Consider the following 17,789-nt stretch of genomic DNA (forward strand, 5'->3'; position numbering starts at 1 on the left):
ATAAGTAAGGCGTAGTTATGTGAGAGCTTTGCTCCAGTGAGCGCATTTCAAAACAAGAGCGTGAAGCCTCATGGTTTGGCTTCGCGTATAACCTAGAATCTTGCCGGGTGTCGTTAGACACACAAGAGATTCGTAGTTATACAAGAAGACAATGAGGCTGAACGCGTTTCAGCCAGAGCGTGAAGCCTCATGATTTTGACTTCGAACACTACGCTTAGCCAAAAAAGCCGCTAGTTAATCCGACTTAACGGTTAACTAGTGGCTTTTCAAATAGCATTATAAATTATTTAATAACTGTTGCACCATGCATGTAAGGTACTAAAACATCAGGAACTTTAACTGTGCCATCAGCTTGTTGGTAGTTTTCCAAAATAGCAGCAACTGTCCGGCCAACAGCTAAGCCAGAACCATTCAATGTATGCAAGTAATCAACCGTACCGTCTTCTTTACGGTAACGGATCATTGCCCGGCGTGCTTGGAAGTCCACACAATCAGAGCAAGAACTAATTTCACGGTAAACACCTTGTTCTGGCATCCAAACTTCAACATCATAAGTTTTAGCAGAACTAAAGCCAGTATCCCCTGTAGAAAGCATAATCACGTGATGTGCTAAGCCTAAGCGTTTCAAAACTTCTTGCGCATCTAATGTCATTTTTTCTAATTCTTCAAAAGAATCTTCTGGTTTAGAGAACTTAACCATTTCAACTTTGTGGAATTGGTGCATCCGAATCAAACCACGGGTATCACGGCCGGCACTCCCAGCTTCAGAACGGAAACAAGGTGAAAAGGCAGTGAAGTAAATTGGTAAGTCTTTTTCATCTAAAATTTCTTGCGCATAGTAGTTGGTCAAAGGTACTTCGGCTGTAGGAATCAAAGTTTCGCCAGTAGATTCAACAGTGTAAACATCTTCGCTGAATTTAGGGAATTGACCTGTCCCAAACATCGTTTGTGCATTAACCAAATATGGTGGAATAATTTCGTGATAGCCTTGTTCTTCAGTATGCAAATCTAACATGAAGTTATAAACTGCACGTTCCAACCGTGCACCAGCGTCTTTATAGTAGACAAACCGTGCCCCAGAAACTTTAGCAGCCCGTTCAAAGTTCAAAATATCTAAGTTTTCACCAATTTCCCAATGGGCTTTTGGTGTGAAATCAAATTCAGGAATATCGCCCCATTTACGAACTTCTACGTTGCTATCTTCATCAGGGCCGACAGGAATACCATCAGCTGGTAAGTTTGGTAAGCGAACTGCGATATAGTTTAATTGATCTGCAACTTCTTGTTGTTCTGCTTCAACAGCTGTTGTTTCAGCATTGATTTTTTTAACTTGTTTGATTAAAGCTTGGCCTTTTTCAGATTTTGGATCAGCTGCTTTAACTTGTGCACTTAATTCATTTTTTTGACGTTTCAAATCGTCAACTTTGGCAATTGCTGTCCGATTTTGTTCGTCTAAAGCAATATATTCATCGACTTCTTTAGGATCGACGCCTCTAGTCTTTAATTTTGCTTTAACTTCTTCTGGATGTTGACGGATAATTTTAGGATTGATCATAATATGTGGCCCCCTGTTATTTTTTATATATCAATTACGAAAATAAATTAGCTGAATCATACTTCTCTCATGTAATAAAACTTAAGCGTTGTCCGCAAACCGGTTTTGCAAACGTTCCTTGTCGATCAAAAAAACGAAAAAGCGCCCCACGACTTATCTAAGTCATGGGACGCCTGCGACGTGGTACCACCCAAGTTTATGCTAAAAAGCATTACTCTTAAGTATTATCGGACTTCTCCGGATTACCTTATCTCGGTTATCTACTAAGCAGTGGATTCAATAACAGCCGCTGGACAACTTGCACTAACCGTTGCCTCTCTAAACAGCTTTTGCTATTTACTAATTGCTATTTTCGTGTTTGTTTACAGTCCTAATATAACAACTTTCGCGTGCGTTGTCAACGGATAATGTGAAAATTTTTTCAGCATTATAAAATTTTATCAATTTCAAATCATTGTCTAATTTTCCTTAATTACCAGGCATTCACTTCTTCTTGTGCCGCCTACTAAATCGTTGCCATAGGCTGCTAGCTAAAATAATCACAATGATTGCCGCTGCTACAATATACCCCATAATGCCTAATCTTGCAATCCAAGTATGCTGATCTTGCTGCTGAACTAACATGGAAGAACCCACGATTAATGCTGCCAAAATTAATCCAGCCACAACTTTGTTCACCATTGCTTCTATGCGATCTAACACTTGGTCGCGATGATTCAAGTCAATGCCAACCCGCAACCGGCCCCGTGCGATTAATTCCAAAGTCGCCCTTAACTGGCTGCCAATCTTAGGCAGATCTTTACTTAACTGATAAGCATCCAACAGCCGATCTTCAAATTCATTACGAAAATTAACATTTTTGACAATATAGCGCCGGGTAAACGGCCGTGCCACTTCCAGCATAGAAATATCCGGATCCAGCTGTAAAACAATGCCTTCTAAAGCCCCAAAAGCCTTCATCAATAAAGATACGGCTGGATTCATCTGCAAATTATTTTGTTTGCATAAACTAATAATCTGCGTCCCCATCGCTTCCAGATCAATTGCCCCTAGGCCACTGTTGTAATAAGGCCCGATAAATTCACTCAGCGCTTCAAAAAACTTATTTTTATCCAGCGGCCCGACAACTTTACAAATATTTAACAGCCCTTGGCCGATCTGATCCGCATTTTTACTATTTACCGCAATGACCACATCCGCCAAATTCTGAACCAACGTTTTATCAATAGTGCCCATCATCCCAAAATCTAAATAGACTAACCGATAATTAGGCAGTTTCTGCGTCTTATTCAAAGCTTGAGGCTTGGCCGCATTGCCAAACTCGCTGAAATCCGCAGCGGTTTCGTTTAATAAAATATTGCCAGGATGGGGATCCGCATGGAAAAAACCATCTTCAAAAACTTGTTTCATAAAATTATTGACTAACGCTGTGGCAATATAGCGCCGCTTAGCATCCACGGCTTTATTTTCAATTTTTTTCAAATAGCGCTTTAAACTCTCACCAGCTTTATACTCTGTGGTGACAATCTTAGCCGTGCAATATTCCGGATAAACCCGGGGCACTTCAAAAATACCAACTTGATGATTCAACCGATAAAAGTGCGCATTATTTTCAGCTTCTTGGCGGCTATCCAATTCTTTTTCTAAAGCCGTTTTAAATTGCGCAAAAATCTCCTTGGGCTCTACCACTTGGGTCACCTGGTTGTTGGGCAGCCAATTGATCGCCCGAACTAAACGACTTAAAATCGCCAAATCCCGAGAAACCGTATCGGTGATGCCGGGATGCTGAATTTTAACCGCCACTTGTAAGCCATTTTTTAATTTGGTCCGATGCACCTGCCCCATTGAAGCCGAAGCAATGGGGGTCGGTTCAAAATCGTCAAACAATTCTGTTAGGGGCTGATTAAATTCTGTTTCAATGATTTTTTGAATTACCGCAAAATCGTCAGCTTTAACGTTATCTTGCAATTTGGACAACTCATGCACATAAGCTGGTGATACGATATCTGGCCGGGTGGACAGCATTTGGCCAATTTTAATAAAGGTTGGCCCTAAAGTTTCAAAGGCTGTACGCACGGCCTGGGGATTTTTTTGGGCACCTAAATTCCGTAAAACATCATATCGGCGTATTACTGAAATGATCTCTTGAACACGCTTTGTATTCTGACCGCGTTTTTTCGGAGCTGTCTGTGTTTTTGCCATGAATTCACCGCCTATTTACCATTTTGTTGCGTTGCCTATTATTATATAACATGCCTCTAAAAAGTACGACGAAAACAAAAAAAGACTCAAGCAAAATAAAATTTCGCTTCAGCCGTTTTTAAGTGATCGTAAATTATTTTTTGTCGTTTTCAGCACGTTTTTGAACGAATTCAATGACTTGTTCTGTTTCTTTACGACGTAATTTAACTTTTTTTGCGTTAACCGGACGACGATTGTTAGAGACACCAGTATGGGTGTTTTGTGACATGTCATGTACCTCCTTAAATGTATACAACACATTATTTTATATTGAAACGGCACATTATTCAAGTAAAGCTTGCAAATTTATTTAGAAATTTTAATTAGAACACAAAAAAATCACACTTTTCTGAAAATTTATTGCGCCACTTTTGGAAAATAGGACTATAATGTACTCGTAACTTAGAAATAGGAGGTTTTGATTATGGCAACAGCACAAATTAATAGAACTGCCTTGCTAGACAAGTCAATGTCTGAAGTATTTGATTGGAGCGATAGTAAGACCCCTGTTCGGGATGCGCTCTGGGATCATTTCATGGAAGCTAACAAACGGGATACCTTGAAGACTGAAAGTGCTCTAGAACCATTTATGACTGCTTCAGATGACAAGATTAAGGCTTACGTTGAAGCTAACTTGAAAAAATAGGCCCATTGTTTTTACACAATTAGACCTATTCCAGCGACGAAACTAACATAAAGTATATTTCTGTTTTCAAAAACATGCTTTTCTTAGCTTCGTCTTTTTTATGCCCTTTTTTCTAACATTTATACCAAGCAACCACCGTATCAATGGCTTTAGCCGGTAAATATTTCACTTTAAGAATACGTGCCCCTTCGCCGGAACGACAGCACAATGATAAATGTGCAAACCCTTTTGGCTGCAGCCAAATACTTTCTTGCCGTTCCAAAGATTGAATTTTATTTTTAGGAACAAAGTAGCGATTTTTTGTAAAAAATTGATTGTTACTGAGGTAAGCATAAGTCTCATTCAGCACAAAAACACTGGACCGTCTTGCCTTTAAATAAGCAGGGACTAACCAAATCAAGGCGACAAGCAGCACCGCCAAACTCAGCCAAATCGGCCAGCGATATAAGCCAAAGCCTAATCCAGCCGCAATGACTAAAAAAATTAAACCGGCATTACGCAGATCATAAAAATAAGTTCTCGCAGCCGTCGCATAATCCATCTCAGGTTGTGCTGGCACCGTTGGGAAAAAATCTGCCATAAATTGCGCCAAATTAGTTGTCATCATCACCGGCATAACAATGACATCTTTGTCACTGCTATCTTTTTTTGAGTTGGAAATTACCACTAATTTCACCGTTGCAATTTTTAATAACCGCCGTAACAGCGGCTGTTTAATCACCACCGCTTGAATCCGATCCATGGCAATCGTTGTGGTTCGTGTTTTAAACAGACCCGAAGATAAATTAAACTGATCCGCCGTCCGCACAACTTTAAAATGATAAAATCGCGCAATTAAGATTGCTGCTGAACCTAAATAAAAGAGAATTAAAACGCCTAGAATAATCGAAATTAAAACGAATAAACCCAATCCAGCCACACTATTGGCCAAAACATCAAATATTTGTTCTTGCACTTTATTGCCCATTTTGCCATAAACTGCCAAAATCGCCAATAACCCAGACAAAAATGCCGGTGAGGTGAAGGCAAACTTTAACAATTCATGCCAAGTAATTTGATACGTTGCTTCTGGCTTGGCTTTTGGTTCTGACAGCGGTTCAGCAGCCGTTGTCGTTGCCGCTTCGGTAGGGGCTAAAGTAGGGTCTGGTGCGGGTGTCGGTGCAGCCTGTCTTAACTGGGCCAGTGTCTGTTTGAACTGCTCGGGAACTGCAGAAAGCTGTACTTCAGGGCCATCCGCATGGCCAGCCGTTTCAATTTCAATACTTTCCACATGAAAAGGTTTCAAAAAAAACCACTGATTTGCCACAACATTTTGAATGCGATCGTAAGGAATGTGATTGACCTTTTTGACAAAAACCCCTTCTCGGATCACAATTTCATCTTCAGTCAGCTGATAGCTGAACATCAAATAATCGATTAAGCCGGCGATAAGCGTGACTAAAACTAAGCCCAGTGCCGCCAAGACAGTTATCAACAAGGAACGCACACTCACTGCAACAACGATAATCACCGGAACCGTCACAACTTTGCCCCATTCGTATAACGCAAAAATTAAGGCTAGTGGATGCTGATGTTTTGGTTTAGATATCATTTTTAGCCTCCCGAGCCAACGTCATGATTAACACTTTTAAATTATCCGCTTGTGCGGTCTGTAAACCATCAATCACATCACTACCAGCCGCAGTAACGATAATCACTTTTTGTAACGCCTTCCAGCGCAAAATTGGCCCTTGTTTTAAAGTGACATTTTGCACACGGGCAATTGGGATCACAATTTGTTTTCTAAAAAAATAGCCATTATGCAATTCAACTTGACGATCGTCTATATAATAAGTCCAAAAATTCCATCGATATTCAATCAAAATTAACGTAAAAATAGTTACAACTACCCCTAATAGCGCTAAAATCAGTGCGCTACGCTGCCACCACAAACTCGCGGTGCCACTGGTCATAAAATGGATAAACTCCAAAACACCCGCAATAATTAAAGTAATGCCCAACCCAATGAGTTCTTTTATTCGCCAAATCACTTTAATCGACTTCGGTAATTTTGTAGCCTTGTCTATTTGTGCCGTCATCTTTTCCCTCCTAGAATAATGCCCAAAGAATTCAAAAAATGCTATTTATCTATCAGATAAATAACATTTTTATTGTACCTTAAGCTTTCTTGTAATACTAGTTGGATCCTTTAGAAGTCTTCTTTTTGCCCCGCGCACGCCGGCTCCAAAAGCCACCATTAAAACCGGTTGGTGTAATCGAAATCATAAACGCATTGGCATTATAAGCCAGCACTGTATCGTAAACAATTTTTTCATCTTTTCTGGGCACTAAAACTTCTAAAATTTCTCGATGACCATCCCGGCCGCGGCCATTCATTTCAGTGACCCCATAACCTTGATCGCGGATAATTCTGGCCAAGGTACTATGAACCTGTTCCGCCTCCGCATCATCTTGGGGTGTAATCACCTGTACAATCACATAGCCAATTGCCAGCCAACGGTCAATCAGCATTCCTAAAAAGATTCCCGTACCAAACCCAAAAGCGTAAGCTAACAAATAAATTGGCTGATTCAAATTTTTCAAGACGTAGTTTAAGCCCAATGTATACAACGTAATTTCGATCATCCCAAACAAAGCCGCTGGTACCGATAAGCCCCGATTTTGCAATAATAACCGCATTGTGTTGACTGTCAAATACAGCACATTAATGCCAAAAACAAATAATAAAAACGACAAACTGATGTGCATGGTTTAAACCCTCACTTATTAATTTTGTGGATTAAGCTGCCTTCATTCTAACGACCACACTTCAAATTTGCAATCTTTCCGCCCTTGTAAAAGTTGTAATTATAACAATGAATCATTATGATGAAGATACTTATGATTAGGAGGTCTTTTGATGATTAATAGTTATCCCCAAGTTATGACAATTGCAGGTTCCGATTGTGACGGCAGTGCAGGTATGCAAGCGGACATGAATACATTTTTCGCACGCAAAACTTACGGTATTTCCGTGATGACGGCTTGTGTGGCTGGTAATTCTTATGGCATTCATGCCGCTCAGCCTTTAACAACAGATTTTATTGATGCCGAATTTAAAGGTATTGCTGACGATTTTAAAGTATTAGCCACAAAAACCGGTATGTTAACGGACAGCCCTACGATCGATGTCGTTGCTAAAAACTATCGGCAATATGATTTTGGACCGCTTATTTTGGATCCCGTTATTATTACAAAACATGGGGCCATGCTATTAGAGCAATCTGCCTATGAAACATTAAAAGAACAGCTCATTCCTTTAGCGCACGTCATTACACCGAATTTCTTTGAATTACAAAAACTGGCTGACATGACCATTAACGATGAAGCAGATATGTTAACCGCAGCGAAGAAATTGCAGGCAATGGGCGCTAAAAACGTGATGGCCAAAGGTGCGCATCACGAAACGGACGGTTTAACAGAAGTAAAAGATTTATTATTGCTTGAATCCGGCGAAACCGTCTGGCTCAGTGCCCCTTATCATGATACCGAACATATCAATGGTACTGGGGATGCTTTATCCGCTTGTATTACCGCTGAAATTGCAAAGGGTCAACCGGTTAAAACCGCTGTGATGACGGCCAAAACTTTAGTTAATAAAGCCATTGAAAACGAATTGGCAGTGGGTCATAAATACGGTCCGATCAACATTTGGGAATTAGCTTAGATAATAAATATCCGATCACAAATTTGAGCTTAATTAATTGTTTTATCGTAATGTGGTAAGATGGTATAGACAACTACTACTTTATGGAGGTTCTAAATGAAAGAAGAAGATCCAATTTTAGTTTATAAGGACATTGCCAAAATTTACCGTGGCGGTAATGTGGCAGTAGAACACATCAATCTAACCATTCACAAAGGCGATTTTGTTTGCCTCATCGGCACCTCTGGTTCGGGAAAAACGACAACTATGCGGATGATTAACCGCATGCTTGAACCGACCAGCGGCGAAATTCTTTACAACGGTCAAGATATTCATAAAACCGATCCCGTGACTTTGCGGCGGCATATTGGGTATGTCATTCAAAATATCGGCCTAATGCCCCACATGACGATTTATGAAAATATCACCCTTGTACCGAAACTACTAAAGTGGCCTGAAGAAAAGAAACGAGAAAAAGCTAAGGAACTTATCAAATTAGTAGAACTCCCCGAAGAATTCTTAGATCGTTACCCTTCTGAACTTTCTGGTGGTCAGCAACAGCGTATCGGTGTTGTCCGGGCATTGGCTGCTAACCAGGATCTTATTTTGATGGATGAACCTTTTGGGGCTTTGGACCCAATCACCCGTGAATCCCTGCAAGAATTGGTTAAAAATTTACAAGAAAAGATGGGTAAAACGGTGGTTTTTGTGACCCATGATATGGACGAAGCCTTAAAATTAGCGACAGATATTGTCGTCATGGACGGCGGGCATATTATCCAAAATGCCACGCCTAAAGAACTGCTCAGCCATCCCGCCAATAAATTTGTTGAAGATTTGATCGGTTCTGAACGGCTGATTCAAGCCCGTGCCGATGTGACAACAGTTGGCCAGATTATGCTTAAAAATCCAGTATCAATCACCCCTGGTCGTTCTTTAGCTGAAGCGATCCGCCTCATGCGTCAACGTCGGGTAGATACTTTGTTGGTAACAGATGATGACGGTTATCTAAAAGGCTTTATTGATATCGAATCTTTAGATAATCGCTATAACAAAGCGACCAGTGTCTCCGATATTTTGAACACCCACATCTTTTATGTAACGGATGATGTCCTCTTAAGAGATACCGTCGACCGAATTTTAAAACGTGGGCTAAAATATGTCCCAGTTGTGGATGCGGCTGGTAAATTACAAGGGATTGTCACCCGTGCCGCCCTAGTAGACGTGGTCTATGACACGATTTGGGGCGACAGTGATGATACTGACAGCGAAACTAGCGACGAACCCGTCATTAAAAACTTAGATACCGATGCCCCCAATGACAAGGAGGCGTAATTATGGTTGAATTTTTAAATGTCCACGGTTCTGAACTGGTGACCAAAACGTGGGAACAGCTTTATATTTGTACAATTGCCTTAGTTTTAGGGGTAATCGTTGCCGTTCCACTGGGAATTTTGTTGACCCGTTTTCCAAGAACTGCCAAAATTGTAATCGGCATTGCCAGTATGCTACAGACGGTGCCTTCCCTAGCGCTATTGGCCTTAATGATTCCAATCTTTGGGATCGGGAAACTTCCTTCAATTGTGGCGTTATTTATCTATTCTTTATTGCCAATTCTCCGCAATACTTACATCGGTATGGAAGATGTGGATCCGGTCTTAAAGGACAGTGCCAAAGGGATGGGTATGACAACCATTCAATCCATCACCCAAGTTGAAATTCCCACAGCGATGCCAGTCATTATGGCCGGTATCCGCTTATCTGCCGTCTACGTCATCGCCTGGGGTACTTTAGCCTCTTACATCGGCGCCGGTGGCTTAGGGGATTTCATCTTTAATGGCTTGAATTTATTCCAACCAGATTTAATTATCGGTGGGACCATTCCAGTAACCTTATTGGCCTTGTTGGTTGACTATTTGTTAGGTCGTTTAGAAAAACGGCTGACACCTGTCAACCAACGGTCATAGGAGGTGTGCTTGTGAAATTTATTAAACATAAATGGCTGCAGCTCACCTTACTCTTAAGCGCCTGTGTCTTGATTTTATCCAGTTGCGGCTTCCCTGGTGTCAGCGGTTCTGATGAAGATACGATCAAAATTGCGTCCATCAGCTCTACGGAATCGCAAATTATGGCCAATATGATTGCGGAATTAATTAATCATGAACTGGACTACAAAACAACACTGGTCAATAATTTAGGCTCAGCGACAGTATCCCACCAAGCGATGATTCGTAATGATGCGGATATTTCAGCGACCCGTTATACCGGGACCGATTTAACCGGTACTTTGAACTTACCCGTTGAAAAAGATCCGGCAAAAGCGAGTAAAATTGTCAAACGTGAATTTAAAAAACGTTACAATCAAACTTGGTTCCCAACTTATGGCTTTGCGGATACGTATGCCTTTATGGTGACCCAAAAAACAGCTGAAAAATATCAACTTGAGACAATTTCTGATATGGGCAAAGTCGCCGATCAATTTAATGCCGGGGTGGATACTTCCTGGATGAACCGGAAAGGTGATGGCTATCCAGATTTCACCAAAGATTACGGCTTTGATTTTCAGCGGGTTTATCCAATGCAGATTGGCCTCGTTTATGATGCCGTTGAAGTCAATAAAATGCAGACCGTCCTGGGTTATTCTACAGACGGCCGAATTAAGAGTTATAATTTAAAAATTTTAAAAGATAACAAGAAATTTTTCCCACCTTATGATTGCTCGCTGGTCGTTAATGATTCTGTCTTAAAAGCCCATCCAGATCTAAAGAAAGTCTTACACCGTCTAGACGGTAAGATTGATTTGGATACGATGCAATCTTTGAATTATCAAGTGGACAATGATCTGTTGGAACCTTCTGTGGTTGCCCAGCGTTTCTTAGTTAAACATAATTACTTTAGAGGAGATGATAGTAAATGAGTACGATGAATACTTGGGATCAATTTTGGTACTATTTAGTGCATAATGGCTCCTATATTTTAAGTCAGTTCACCCGCCATTTCTTAATCTCTATCTATGGTGTTTTGATTGCGGCCATTATCGGGATTCCAATTGGGATTTTGATTGCACGCCACAAACATCTTAGTGCCACCGTGATCGGTATTGCCAATGTGATCCAAACGATTCCCTCACTGGCTATGCTGTCGATTATCATGTTGGGTCTAGGTTTAGGCGTTAACACCGTAATTGTGACCGTCTTCTTATATTCGCTGCTGCCGATCATCAAAAATACTTATACTGGCATGGAAAATGTGGATCGCAATATTTTAGATTCCGGTAAAGGTATGGGGATGACCTCGTTTCAGGTGTTGTATATGGTAGAACTGCCCCTTTCGCTATCCGTTATCATGGCAGGGATTCGAAATGCACTAGTCGTTGCCATTGGGATTACAGCAATTGGCGCCTTCGTTGGTGCTGGTGGTTTAGGGGACATTATCGTCCGGGGTACCAATGCGACAAACGGCGGTGCCATTATTTTAGCCGGTGCGTTACCCACTGCCTTGATGGCCATTATCTCCGATTGGGTCTTAGGCTTCTTACAACGTAAATTAGAGTCCCGCGGTTAGGGCTAATTAAAAATATTTTCAGAAAATTTAAAAGTACGTCAAATCTACAATAAATCGTGATTTGACGTATTTTTTTGATTACTCAAATTCATAAAATTAGAATTAAATTAAAATAAACATTGACATTATTAAAATTTGTGGTAATTTATAACCATAAACTAATTCAGGAAGGAGATCATCACCCATGAAAACTACAATTCGAAACCGCTCAAAATGCACCTATTTGATGATCTCTCTGAATACTAACGCCTTATTATTATGACCGGGACTCGCACATTGTGTGGAGTCCTTTTCGTGTTATAGAAATGGGGCTCTCCTGATGAAACGCCTCATTTCACGATGAGGCGTTTTTATTTTCTGAAAAAATTATGGAGGCCCTAAAAATGCGTAAAATTGAATTCTTTGATACAACCCTTAGAGATGGGGAACAAACCGTTGGTGTTAACTTCAGTATTGATGAAAAAGTGAAGATTGCAAAACAATTAGAAACTTGGGGAATTGACGTCATCGAAGCCGGTTTCCCTATTGCTTCACCAAACGACTTTAAATGTGTCCAAGCCATTTCCAGAAACATCCACCACGCTCGGATTACTGGCTTAGCTCGGATGACTTTTAAAGATATTGATGCTTGTGTCAAAGCAACTGCTGATGCAGATCACAAACAGATCCATGTGTTCATTGCTACTAGCCCAATTCATCGCGAGGCCAAGCTACATATGACTAAGGCCCAGGTGATTCACGAAATTGATGAAAAAGTACGCTATGCCAGACAATTTTTTGACATCGTGCAGTTCTCCCCTGAAGATGCCACTAGAACTGAAATGCCTTTTCTAATTGAATCCGTTCAAACAGCCATTAATGCCGGAGCTACGGTAATTAACGTGCCAGATACGGTTGGGTATTCAAACCCCATCGAATTTGGCCGTATTATCAAAACCTTGATCGACGCCATCCCTAATTCAGAGAATATTAGCTTTTCAGCCCATTGCCATAATGATCTTGGCATGGCCACTGCAAATGCCATTGCGGCCATCGAAAACGGGGCCAATCGAGTGGAAGGTACAATTAATGGTATCGGTGAACGTGCTGGTAATACAGCCCTTGAAGAAGTCGCTGCCCAACTGCATGTTCGCCAAGATTACTATCAATGCACGGACAGCATTAAGCTTTCAGAAACGAAAAAAATCAGTGATATGGTTTGCGAATATTCCGCTATCCCAATTCCTAAAAACAAAGCCGTCATCGGGCCCTTTGCTTTTTCTCATGAATCCGGTATTCACCAAGATGGGTTCTTGAAAAATCATCAAACTTATGAAATTTTGACCCCTGAAACTGTGGGGATGCACCATAGTCAAATGCCCCTAGGGAAACTTTCCGGCAGTCATGCAGTGATGGCGCGGCTGCAACAGATGGGGTATGACATTGACCGTGCTGATATGAAGACGATCTTCCCTAGATTTAAAGCCGTCGCTGACCACTGTGATCTAGTATCAGATGACGCCCTAAGAGAAATTATGACCCCTACAATGATTAAGGAGGCTAACTAAATGCCTGAAATTGCAGTTCTTGCCGGTGATTACATTGGCCCAGAAATTATGACCGCTGCTTTAAAAATTTTTGAAGCTGCGCAAAAAGTAACCCAAACAACTTATACTATCAAAGCCTATCCTTTCGGTGGTGCAGCAATCGATCAAACCGGTTCACCTTTACCGGAAGCCACTTTACAAGGGGCTAAAGCTGCGGATGCGGTTTTATTAGCAGCCATTGGTGGGCCAAAATGGGATCAGGCCACTGAACGTCCCGAAGCCGGTCTTTTAAAACTGCGGAAGGCTTTAAACTTATTTGCCAACATTCGGCCGACTAAAATTCCGGCTAACTTAGCCGACGCTTCCCCGTTAAAACGCGAAATTGCGGAGAATACAGACTTCGTTATTGCCCGGGAATTAACTTCTGGCATTTACTTTGGGCAACGTTACTTAAAATCTGAAGAAGCCGCTGATACAATGTTTTATTCAAAAACTGAAATCAAACGCTTACTGGTAACGGCTTTTGAAATGGCGCAAAATCGTAAAAAACATGTCACTGTTGTCGACAAAGCTAATGTTTTAGCCAGCAGCAAACTTTGGCGGCAAGTGGCCCAAGTCGTCGCCATGGATTATCCTGAAGTCACTTTAGATTTTGAATATGTGGATGCGGCCTCAATGAAGATCATTACGCAGCCGACCCAATTTGATGTCATTGCAACTTCTAACTTATTTGGCGATATTTTGAGTGATGAAGCTGCGTCAATCACTGGCTCTATTGGCACTATCGCTTCTGAAAGCAAAGGTGTCAGCGGCCCTAACTTATACGAGCCGATTCATGGTTCAGCACCAGATATTGCGGGTCAAGGGATCGCGAATCCAATTTCCATGATTAATTCCGTGACGATGATGCTGATCAATACTTTCCAAGATACCAAAACAGCTGGTGTCATTCAGCAAGCCTTGGATCAAACGATTGCCCAAGGTATTTTAACCCCCGATTTTGGCGGTACAGCAACCACTGCGGTTATGACGGCAGCAATTATTAACTCTATTGAAAAGGCGGCGCCCTCTTATGTCTAAATCCCAAACAATGTTTGATAAAATTTGGAATCAACATGTCATCACTGGTGAACCTGGAGAACCACAATTGATGTATGTTGATCTCCACTTAGTTCATGAAGTCACTTCTCCCCAAGCTTTTGAAGGCTTACGGCAGCAGCATCGTCGTGTCCGGCGGCCAGATAAAACGTTTGCCACAATGGATCACAATGTGCCCACTGAAGATATCTTCAATGTCAAAGATGTCATTGCCAAGAAACAAATGGCGACTTTGCAAACCAATGCCGAAGAGTTCGGTGTAACTTTAGCCAGCGTCGGTACTGAAGATCAAGGGATTATTCATGTTATTGGACCGCAATTAGGTTTGACCCAGCCAGGCAAAATTATTGTGTGTGGTGACTCGCATACTTCTACCCACGGTGCTTTTGGTGCCATTGCTTTTGGTATTGGTACTTCTGAAGTGGAACATGTTTTTGCGACTCAAACTATCTGGCAGCAAAAGCCTAAAACGATGGGCATTCACGTCCACGGTGATCTAAAAGCCGGTGTAAGTGCCAAAGATATTATCATGGCGCTTATCAGTCAAAGTGGTTTTGATGGTTTTACAGGCTATGCCATTGAATTTTACGGTAATGTTATTGATGATATGTCCATGGCTAACCGGATGACCCTTTCTAATATGGTCATTGAAGGCGGCGCTAAAATGGGGCAGATGAAACCTGATCAAACGACATTTGACTATATCGCTGGTCGCAAATATGCCCCTAAAGATATGACAGCTGCTATGAAATACTGGTCCCAATTTTATACAGATGATCCCAGTGCTTTTGATAAAACTTTAGACTTTGATGTTTCTAAATTGGCCCCTTACGTCTCTTTCGGTACAAATCCAGGCATGTCTGTCCCGGTGGATGGCCAATTGCCGGAACCAAAAGACGATAACGATCGTAAGGCTTATGATTATGTTGGCTTAAAACCCGGCTCCAGTCCTAAAGACATTCCATTAGGTTATGCCTTTTTTGGTTCTTGTACGAATGGTCGTTTGGAAGATTTGGAAGCCGCAGCTGAAATTTTGAAAGGTCAGCACATCGCTAACGGCCTAACCGCTTTAGTTGTTCCTGGTTCTATGGCAATCAAAGCTGAAGCTGAACGGCGGGGTTTAGATCAAATTTTCAAAGATGCTGGTTGTCAGTGGCGCATGCCCGGTTGTTCTGCGTGCTTAGGGATGAATCCTGATCTTGTCCCGGCAGGCGTTCATTGTGCCTCCACTTCTAACCGTAATTTTGAAGGTCGGCAAGGCAGTGGCTCAATTACCCATCTGGCCAGCCCGCAGATGGTTGCCGCTGCCGCAATTCACGGCCACTTCATTGACATTAGAAAGGAAGCTATTTAATGGAAAAATTTACCCAACATATCGGCAAGCCCGCCGTTATCCATCGCAATAATATTGATACTGACCAATTAATTCCTAAGCAATTTTTAAAAAACATTTTACGGACCGGCTATGGCATCAGTTTATTTTATGACTGGCGTTATGATCAAAATGGTAAACCTAATCCAGATTTTATTTTGAATCAACCTGCCTATCAAGACGCCACTATTTTAATCACCGGCAGTAATTTTGGCAGCGGCTCTTCTAGAGAACATGCAGCTTGGGCTTTGATTGACTTTGGTTTCAAAGCTGTCATCGCTGAGAGTTTTGGACCAATTTTTTATATGAATGCCACTAAAAATGGCCTATTACCAATTCAGCTGCCCAAAGATCAAATTGCTATTTTAGCCACAGCTACCAGCCAAGATCAGATCAAAATTGATTTGATTCAGCAGACTGTGGCTTTCAAAGATCACGTTTTTAGCTTTAATTTTGAAGAAATGTATCGTTATAAATTTATTAATGGTCTCGATGATATTGCCATTACCATGACCCACGAAGCTGAAATTACTGATTTTGAAGCAAAACTACCAGATTTTGCAGCGCCAATGCCAGGAGATATGGCAAAATCTGCAATTATTGAAACTTCCAAATAACCTTTGGACCCTTTTTGTGCTAAACTTTTACTTGATACTTCTATAATAAGGTAGGTTTTGCACATGCAGCCATTCGAAAAGTACCATCCCATTATGACCTCCCATTACACCTTGGACTGGCTGACAAGTTTCACGGTCAAAGAAGTCCATCAGCTTCGCCAAAACCAAGTGCTTGCCAAAGCCGCCCGCAGAACATTTGATACCGATCTCACCCAAACTGTTCGCTATATTAATCAAGCGATGCGTGCCGTTATGGGGAATCAGGCCTTAATCTGGGGTATTCAGACACGACAGCAACCTAATTTTTTAGGTATTTTCCAATTTCGTAATTTTAACCTTCTGGATAAAAGCGCTGAAATTCGTTTTGAACTATTGCCGGCTCATCAACACCAAGGTATCTTGGGAGAGGTTTTAAATCATATGAGCCAATTTGCGTTTGATGAATTGGATTTAAAGCGGCTTAAAGCCATTACTTATCAAGATCAAACCGCCGCCAAAACACTTTTAACCCAAAGCGGCTTTCAATTTTGTGAAAACTTGACCGTTCTCAGTCAGGATCAGCAAAAACAAGGCGCCAAACTCGCTGTTTATAACCGCACTGTCCCTGAATCATAAAGCCAACTTAGGGCTGATGACAACGACTTTATTTTTTGACAAAATAGAGCTTATCGAAAGGACGTGTCGATTATGATGTACTTTGACCCTACTTTTATGCTGGTAATCTTGGGCTTGTTGTTATCTGGTATTGCTTCGGCGCATGTTAATCGTACTTTCAATGAATATGATCAGGTCAGTAGCCGCCATGGTACAACAGCGACTGAAGCCGCTCAATTTATTCTGAATCAAGCAGGCATTCATGACGTTCAAATTCAAGAAATCAGCGGTCATTTAACAGATAATTACAATTCACAAGATAAAACCCTCAATCTTTCAGAGTCCACCGCCCAGTCTACTTCAATCGCCGCCATTGGTGTTGCAGCTCACGAAGTAGGTCATGCGATCCAAGATCATACCAATTATGGCCCACTGCGCATTCGGGCCAGCCTAGTGCCCATCACCAATATCGGGACCAGTATCTCGTTTCCACTAATCTTAGTTGGCGTCTTACTCAGCTGGAATCAGACCTTAATCCATCTAGGCATCTTAGCCTTTTCGCTAGCCCTAGTCTTCCAACTCGTTACCTTACCAGTGGAATTCAACGCCTCAATGCGAGCCATCAACACATTATCCAATAGCCCCCTATTAGATAACGATGAAATCCCCATTGTTAAACGCGTCTTATCCGCCGCCGCCTTAACCTACGTCGCCGCCGCCCTAGCCACCTTCTTACAACTATTACGCCTGATCTTATTATTTGGCCGTAATCGAGAATAGAACAGAGCGTGAACTAGAGCGGGAAAGCCTCGAGCACTAACCTAGAATCTTGCAGGGTGTCGTCAGACACACAAGAGATTCGTAGTTAGGTGAGAGCTTTGCTCTAGTGAA

The 17,789-nt window shown here is 41.6% G+C and carries 18 protein-coding genes and 1 other annotated feature; of the genes, 12 read left to right on the plus strand and 6 right to left on the minus strand.

Annotated features, from left to right (window positions below; translation table 11 throughout):
• Positions 1 to 283 precede the first annotated feature (283 nt).
• From serS to EKM93_RS13750, 3 genes are all read right to left on the minus strand, one after another.
• Positions 284 to 1,555: a serine--tRNA ligase gene (gene serS / locus EKM93_RS12185; RefSeq protein WP_125715855.1), complete on the minus strand. Its 1,272-nt coding sequence runs from the start codon at positions 1,553 to 1,555 to the stop codon at positions 284 to 286.
• Positions 1,556 to 1,717: 162 nt separating this feature from the next.
• Positions 1,718 to 1,917 (minus strand) — a binding site (T-box leader).
• A gap of 121 nt (positions 1,918 to 2,038) precedes the next feature.
• Positions 2,039 to 3,757, minus strand: a complete 1,719-nt coding sequence (locus EKM93_RS12190; protein ID WP_125715856.1) for an ABC1 kinase family protein — start codon at positions 3,755 to 3,757, stop codon at positions 2,039 to 2,041.
• Positions 3,758 to 3,890: 133 nt separating this feature from the next.
• Positions 3,891 to 4,025, minus strand: a complete 135-nt coding sequence (locus EKM93_RS13750; protein WP_263853586.1) for a hypothetical protein — start codon at positions 4,023 to 4,025, stop codon at positions 3,891 to 3,893.
• Positions 4,026 to 4,220: 195 nt separating this feature from the next.
• On the opposite strand from EKM93_RS13750, the gene EKM93_RS12195 reads away from it, so the two are divergent.
• A complete protein-coding gene (locus EKM93_RS12195; protein ID WP_125715857.1) occupies positions 4,221 to 4,442 on the plus strand; it encodes a P8 family protein in 222 nt (73 codons plus the stop codon).
• A gap of 112 nt (positions 4,443 to 4,554) precedes the next feature.
• On the opposite strand, the gene EKM93_RS12200 is transcribed toward EKM93_RS12195, so the two are convergent.
• The 3 genes from EKM93_RS12200 to EKM93_RS12210 all read right to left on the minus strand — a co-directional run bounded on the left by EKM93_RS12200 (position 4,555) and on the right by EKM93_RS12210 (position 7,190).
• The gene (locus EKM93_RS12200) at positions 4,555 to 6,033 is read right to left on the minus strand and encodes a PH domain-containing protein (RefSeq protein ID WP_125715858.1); all 1,479 of its coding nucleotides are present in this window, start codon (positions 6,031 to 6,033) and stop codon (positions 4,555 to 4,557) included.
• The gene (locus EKM93_RS12205) at positions 6,023 to 6,520 is read right to left on the minus strand and encodes a PH domain-containing protein (protein ID WP_125715859.1); all 498 of its coding nucleotides are present in this window, start codon (positions 6,518 to 6,520) and stop codon (positions 6,023 to 6,025) included. The genes EKM93_RS12200 and EKM93_RS12205 overlap by 11 nt, the downstream gene beginning before the upstream one ends.
• Before the next feature lie 97 nt (positions 6,521 to 6,617).
• On the minus strand, positions 6,618 to 7,190 hold the full coding sequence (locus EKM93_RS12210) for a DUF2179 domain-containing protein (protein WP_125715860.1): 573 nt from the start codon (positions 7,188 to 7,190) through the stop codon (positions 6,618 to 6,620).
• 151 nt (positions 7,191 to 7,341) lie between these two features.
• Between EKM93_RS12210 and thiD the strand changes: the two genes are divergently transcribed.
• From thiD to EKM93_RS12265, 11 genes are all read left to right on the plus strand, one after another.
• Positions 7,342 to 8,148 carry a bifunctional hydroxymethylpyrimidine kinase/phosphomethylpyrimidine kinase gene (gene thiD, locus EKM93_RS12215; RefSeq protein WP_125715861.1) on the plus strand — a complete coding sequence of 269 codons (807 nt, stop codon included), beginning with the start codon at positions 7,342 to 7,344 and terminating at the stop codon, positions 8,146 to 8,148.
• Positions 8,149 to 8,244: 96 nt separating this feature from the next.
• Positions 8,245 to 9,462, plus strand: a complete 1,218-nt coding sequence (locus EKM93_RS12220; protein ID WP_125715862.1) for a betaine/proline/choline family ABC transporter ATP-binding protein — start codon at positions 8,245 to 8,247, stop codon at positions 9,460 to 9,462.
• A gap of 2 nt (positions 9,463 to 9,464) precedes the next feature.
• The gene (locus EKM93_RS12225; protein WP_125715863.1) at positions 9,465 to 10,094 is read left to right on the plus strand and encodes an ABC transporter permease; all 630 of its coding nucleotides are present in this window, start codon (positions 9,465 to 9,467) and stop codon (positions 10,092 to 10,094) included.
• A gap of 68 nt (positions 10,095 to 10,162) precedes the next feature.
• Positions 10,163 to 11,044 (plus strand): osmoprotectant ABC transporter substrate-binding protein, encoded by an 882-nt coding sequence (locus tag EKM93_RS12230; protein ID WP_376923096.1) that lies wholly within the window; start codon positions 10,163 to 10,165, stop codon positions 11,042 to 11,044.
• Positions 11,041 to 11,691, plus strand: coding sequence for an ABC transporter permease (locus EKM93_RS12235; protein ID WP_125715864.1), 651 nt, complete (start codon positions 11,041 to 11,043; stop codon positions 11,689 to 11,691). Before EKM93_RS12230 ends, EKM93_RS12235 begins: the two co-directional genes overlap by 4 nt.
• A 383-nt stretch (positions 11,692 to 12,074) precedes the next feature.
• Positions 12,075 to 13,238: a 2-isopropylmalate synthase gene (locus tag EKM93_RS12240; RefSeq protein WP_125715865.1), complete on the plus strand. Its 1,164-nt coding sequence runs from the start codon at positions 12,075 to 12,077 to the stop codon at positions 13,236 to 13,238.
• Entirely contained in the window at positions 13,239 to 14,297 is a 1,059-nt protein-coding gene (leuB, locus tag EKM93_RS12245; protein WP_125715866.1) for a 3-isopropylmalate dehydrogenase, read from the plus strand.
• Between the two features lie 10 nt (positions 14,298 to 14,307).
• Positions 14,308 to 15,669 carry a 3-isopropylmalate dehydratase large subunit gene (leuC, locus tag EKM93_RS12250; RefSeq protein ID WP_125715872.1) on the plus strand — a complete coding sequence of 454 codons (1,362 nt, stop codon included), beginning with the start codon at positions 14,308 to 14,310 and terminating at the stop codon, positions 15,667 to 15,669.
• Positions 15,669 to 16,304 (plus strand): 3-isopropylmalate dehydratase small subunit, encoded by a 636-nt coding sequence (gene leuD, locus EKM93_RS12255; protein ID WP_125715867.1) that lies wholly within the window; start codon positions 15,669 to 15,671, stop codon positions 16,302 to 16,304. The genes leuC and leuD overlap by 1 nt, the downstream gene beginning before the upstream one ends.
• Positions 16,305 to 16,367: 63 nt before the next feature.
• Complete coding sequence (locus EKM93_RS12260) at positions 16,368 to 16,919, plus strand: GNAT family N-acetyltransferase (protein WP_125715868.1); 552 nt, start codon at positions 16,368 to 16,370, stop codon at positions 16,917 to 16,919.
• Positions 16,920 to 16,991: 72 nt separating this feature from the next.
• On the plus strand, positions 16,992 to 17,678 hold the full coding sequence (locus tag EKM93_RS12265) for a zinc metallopeptidase (protein WP_125715869.1): 687 nt from the start codon (positions 16,992 to 16,994) through the stop codon (positions 17,676 to 17,678).
• The last annotated feature ends 111 nt before the right edge of the window (positions 17,679 to 17,789 follow it).

Origin of the sequence: Agrilactobacillus yilanensis (genome assembly GCF_003946725.1) — a bacterium.
Lineage (GTDB): Bacteria > Bacillota > Bacilli > Lactobacillales > Lactobacillaceae > Agrilactobacillus > Agrilactobacillus yilanensis.

Coding starts and splice junctions, on each gene's coding strand:
- EKM93_RS12200 (WP_125715858.1), bottom strand. CDS start 6,033: ATGATATCTAAACCAAAACATCAGCATCCACTAGCCTTAATTTTTGCG.
- EKM93_RS12190 (WP_125715856.1), bottom strand. CDS start 3,757: ATGGCAAAAACACAGACAGCTCCGAAAAAACGCGGTCAGAATACAAAG.
- leuD (WP_125715867.1), top strand. CDS start 15,669: ATGGAAAAATTTACCCAACATATCGGCAAGCCCGCCGTTATCCATCGC.
- EKM93_RS12240 (WP_125715865.1), top strand. CDS start 12,075: ATGCGTAAAATTGAATTCTTTGATACAACCCTTAGAGATGGGGAACAA.
- EKM93_RS13750 (WP_263853586.1), bottom strand. CDS start 4,025: ATGTCACAAAACACCCATACTGGTGTCTCTAACAATCGTCGTCCGGTT.
- EKM93_RS12235 (WP_125715864.1), top strand. CDS start 11,041: ATGAGTACGATGAATACTTGGGATCAATTTTGGTACTATTTAGTGCAT.
- thiD (WP_125715861.1), top strand. CDS start 7,342: ATGATTAATAGTTATCCCCAAGTTATGACAATTGCAGGTTCCGATTGT.
- leuC (WP_125715872.1), top strand. CDS start 14,308: ATGTTTGATAAAATTTGGAATCAACATGTCATCACTGGTGAACCTGGA.
- EKM93_RS12220 (WP_125715862.1), top strand. CDS start 8,245: ATGAAAGAAGAAGATCCAATTTTAGTTTATAAGGACATTGCCAAAATT.
- EKM93_RS12225 (WP_125715863.1), top strand. CDS start 9,465: ATGGTTGAATTTTTAAATGTCCACGGTTCTGAACTGGTGACCAAAACG.
- leuB (WP_125715866.1), top strand. CDS start 13,239: ATGCCTGAAATTGCAGTTCTTGCCGGTGATTACATTGGCCCAGAAATT.
- EKM93_RS12260 (WP_125715868.1), top strand. CDS start 16,368: ATGCAGCCATTCGAAAAGTACCATCCCATTATGACCTCCCATTACACC.
- EKM93_RS12195 (WP_125715857.1), top strand. CDS start 4,221: ATGGCAACAGCACAAATTAATAGAACTGCCTTGCTAGACAAGTCAATG.
- serS (WP_125715855.1), bottom strand. CDS start 1,555: ATGATCAATCCTAAAATTATCCGTCAACATCCAGAAGAAGTTAAAGCA.
- EKM93_RS12205 (WP_125715859.1), bottom strand. CDS start 6,520: ATGACGGCACAAATAGACAAGGCTACAAAATTACCGAAGTCGATTAAA.
- EKM93_RS12265 (WP_125715869.1), top strand. CDS start 16,992: ATGATGTACTTTGACCCTACTTTTATGCTGGTAATCTTGGGCTTGTTG.
- EKM93_RS12210 (WP_125715860.1), bottom strand. CDS start 7,190: ATGCACATCAGTTTGTCGTTTTTATTATTTGTTTTTGGCATTAATGTG.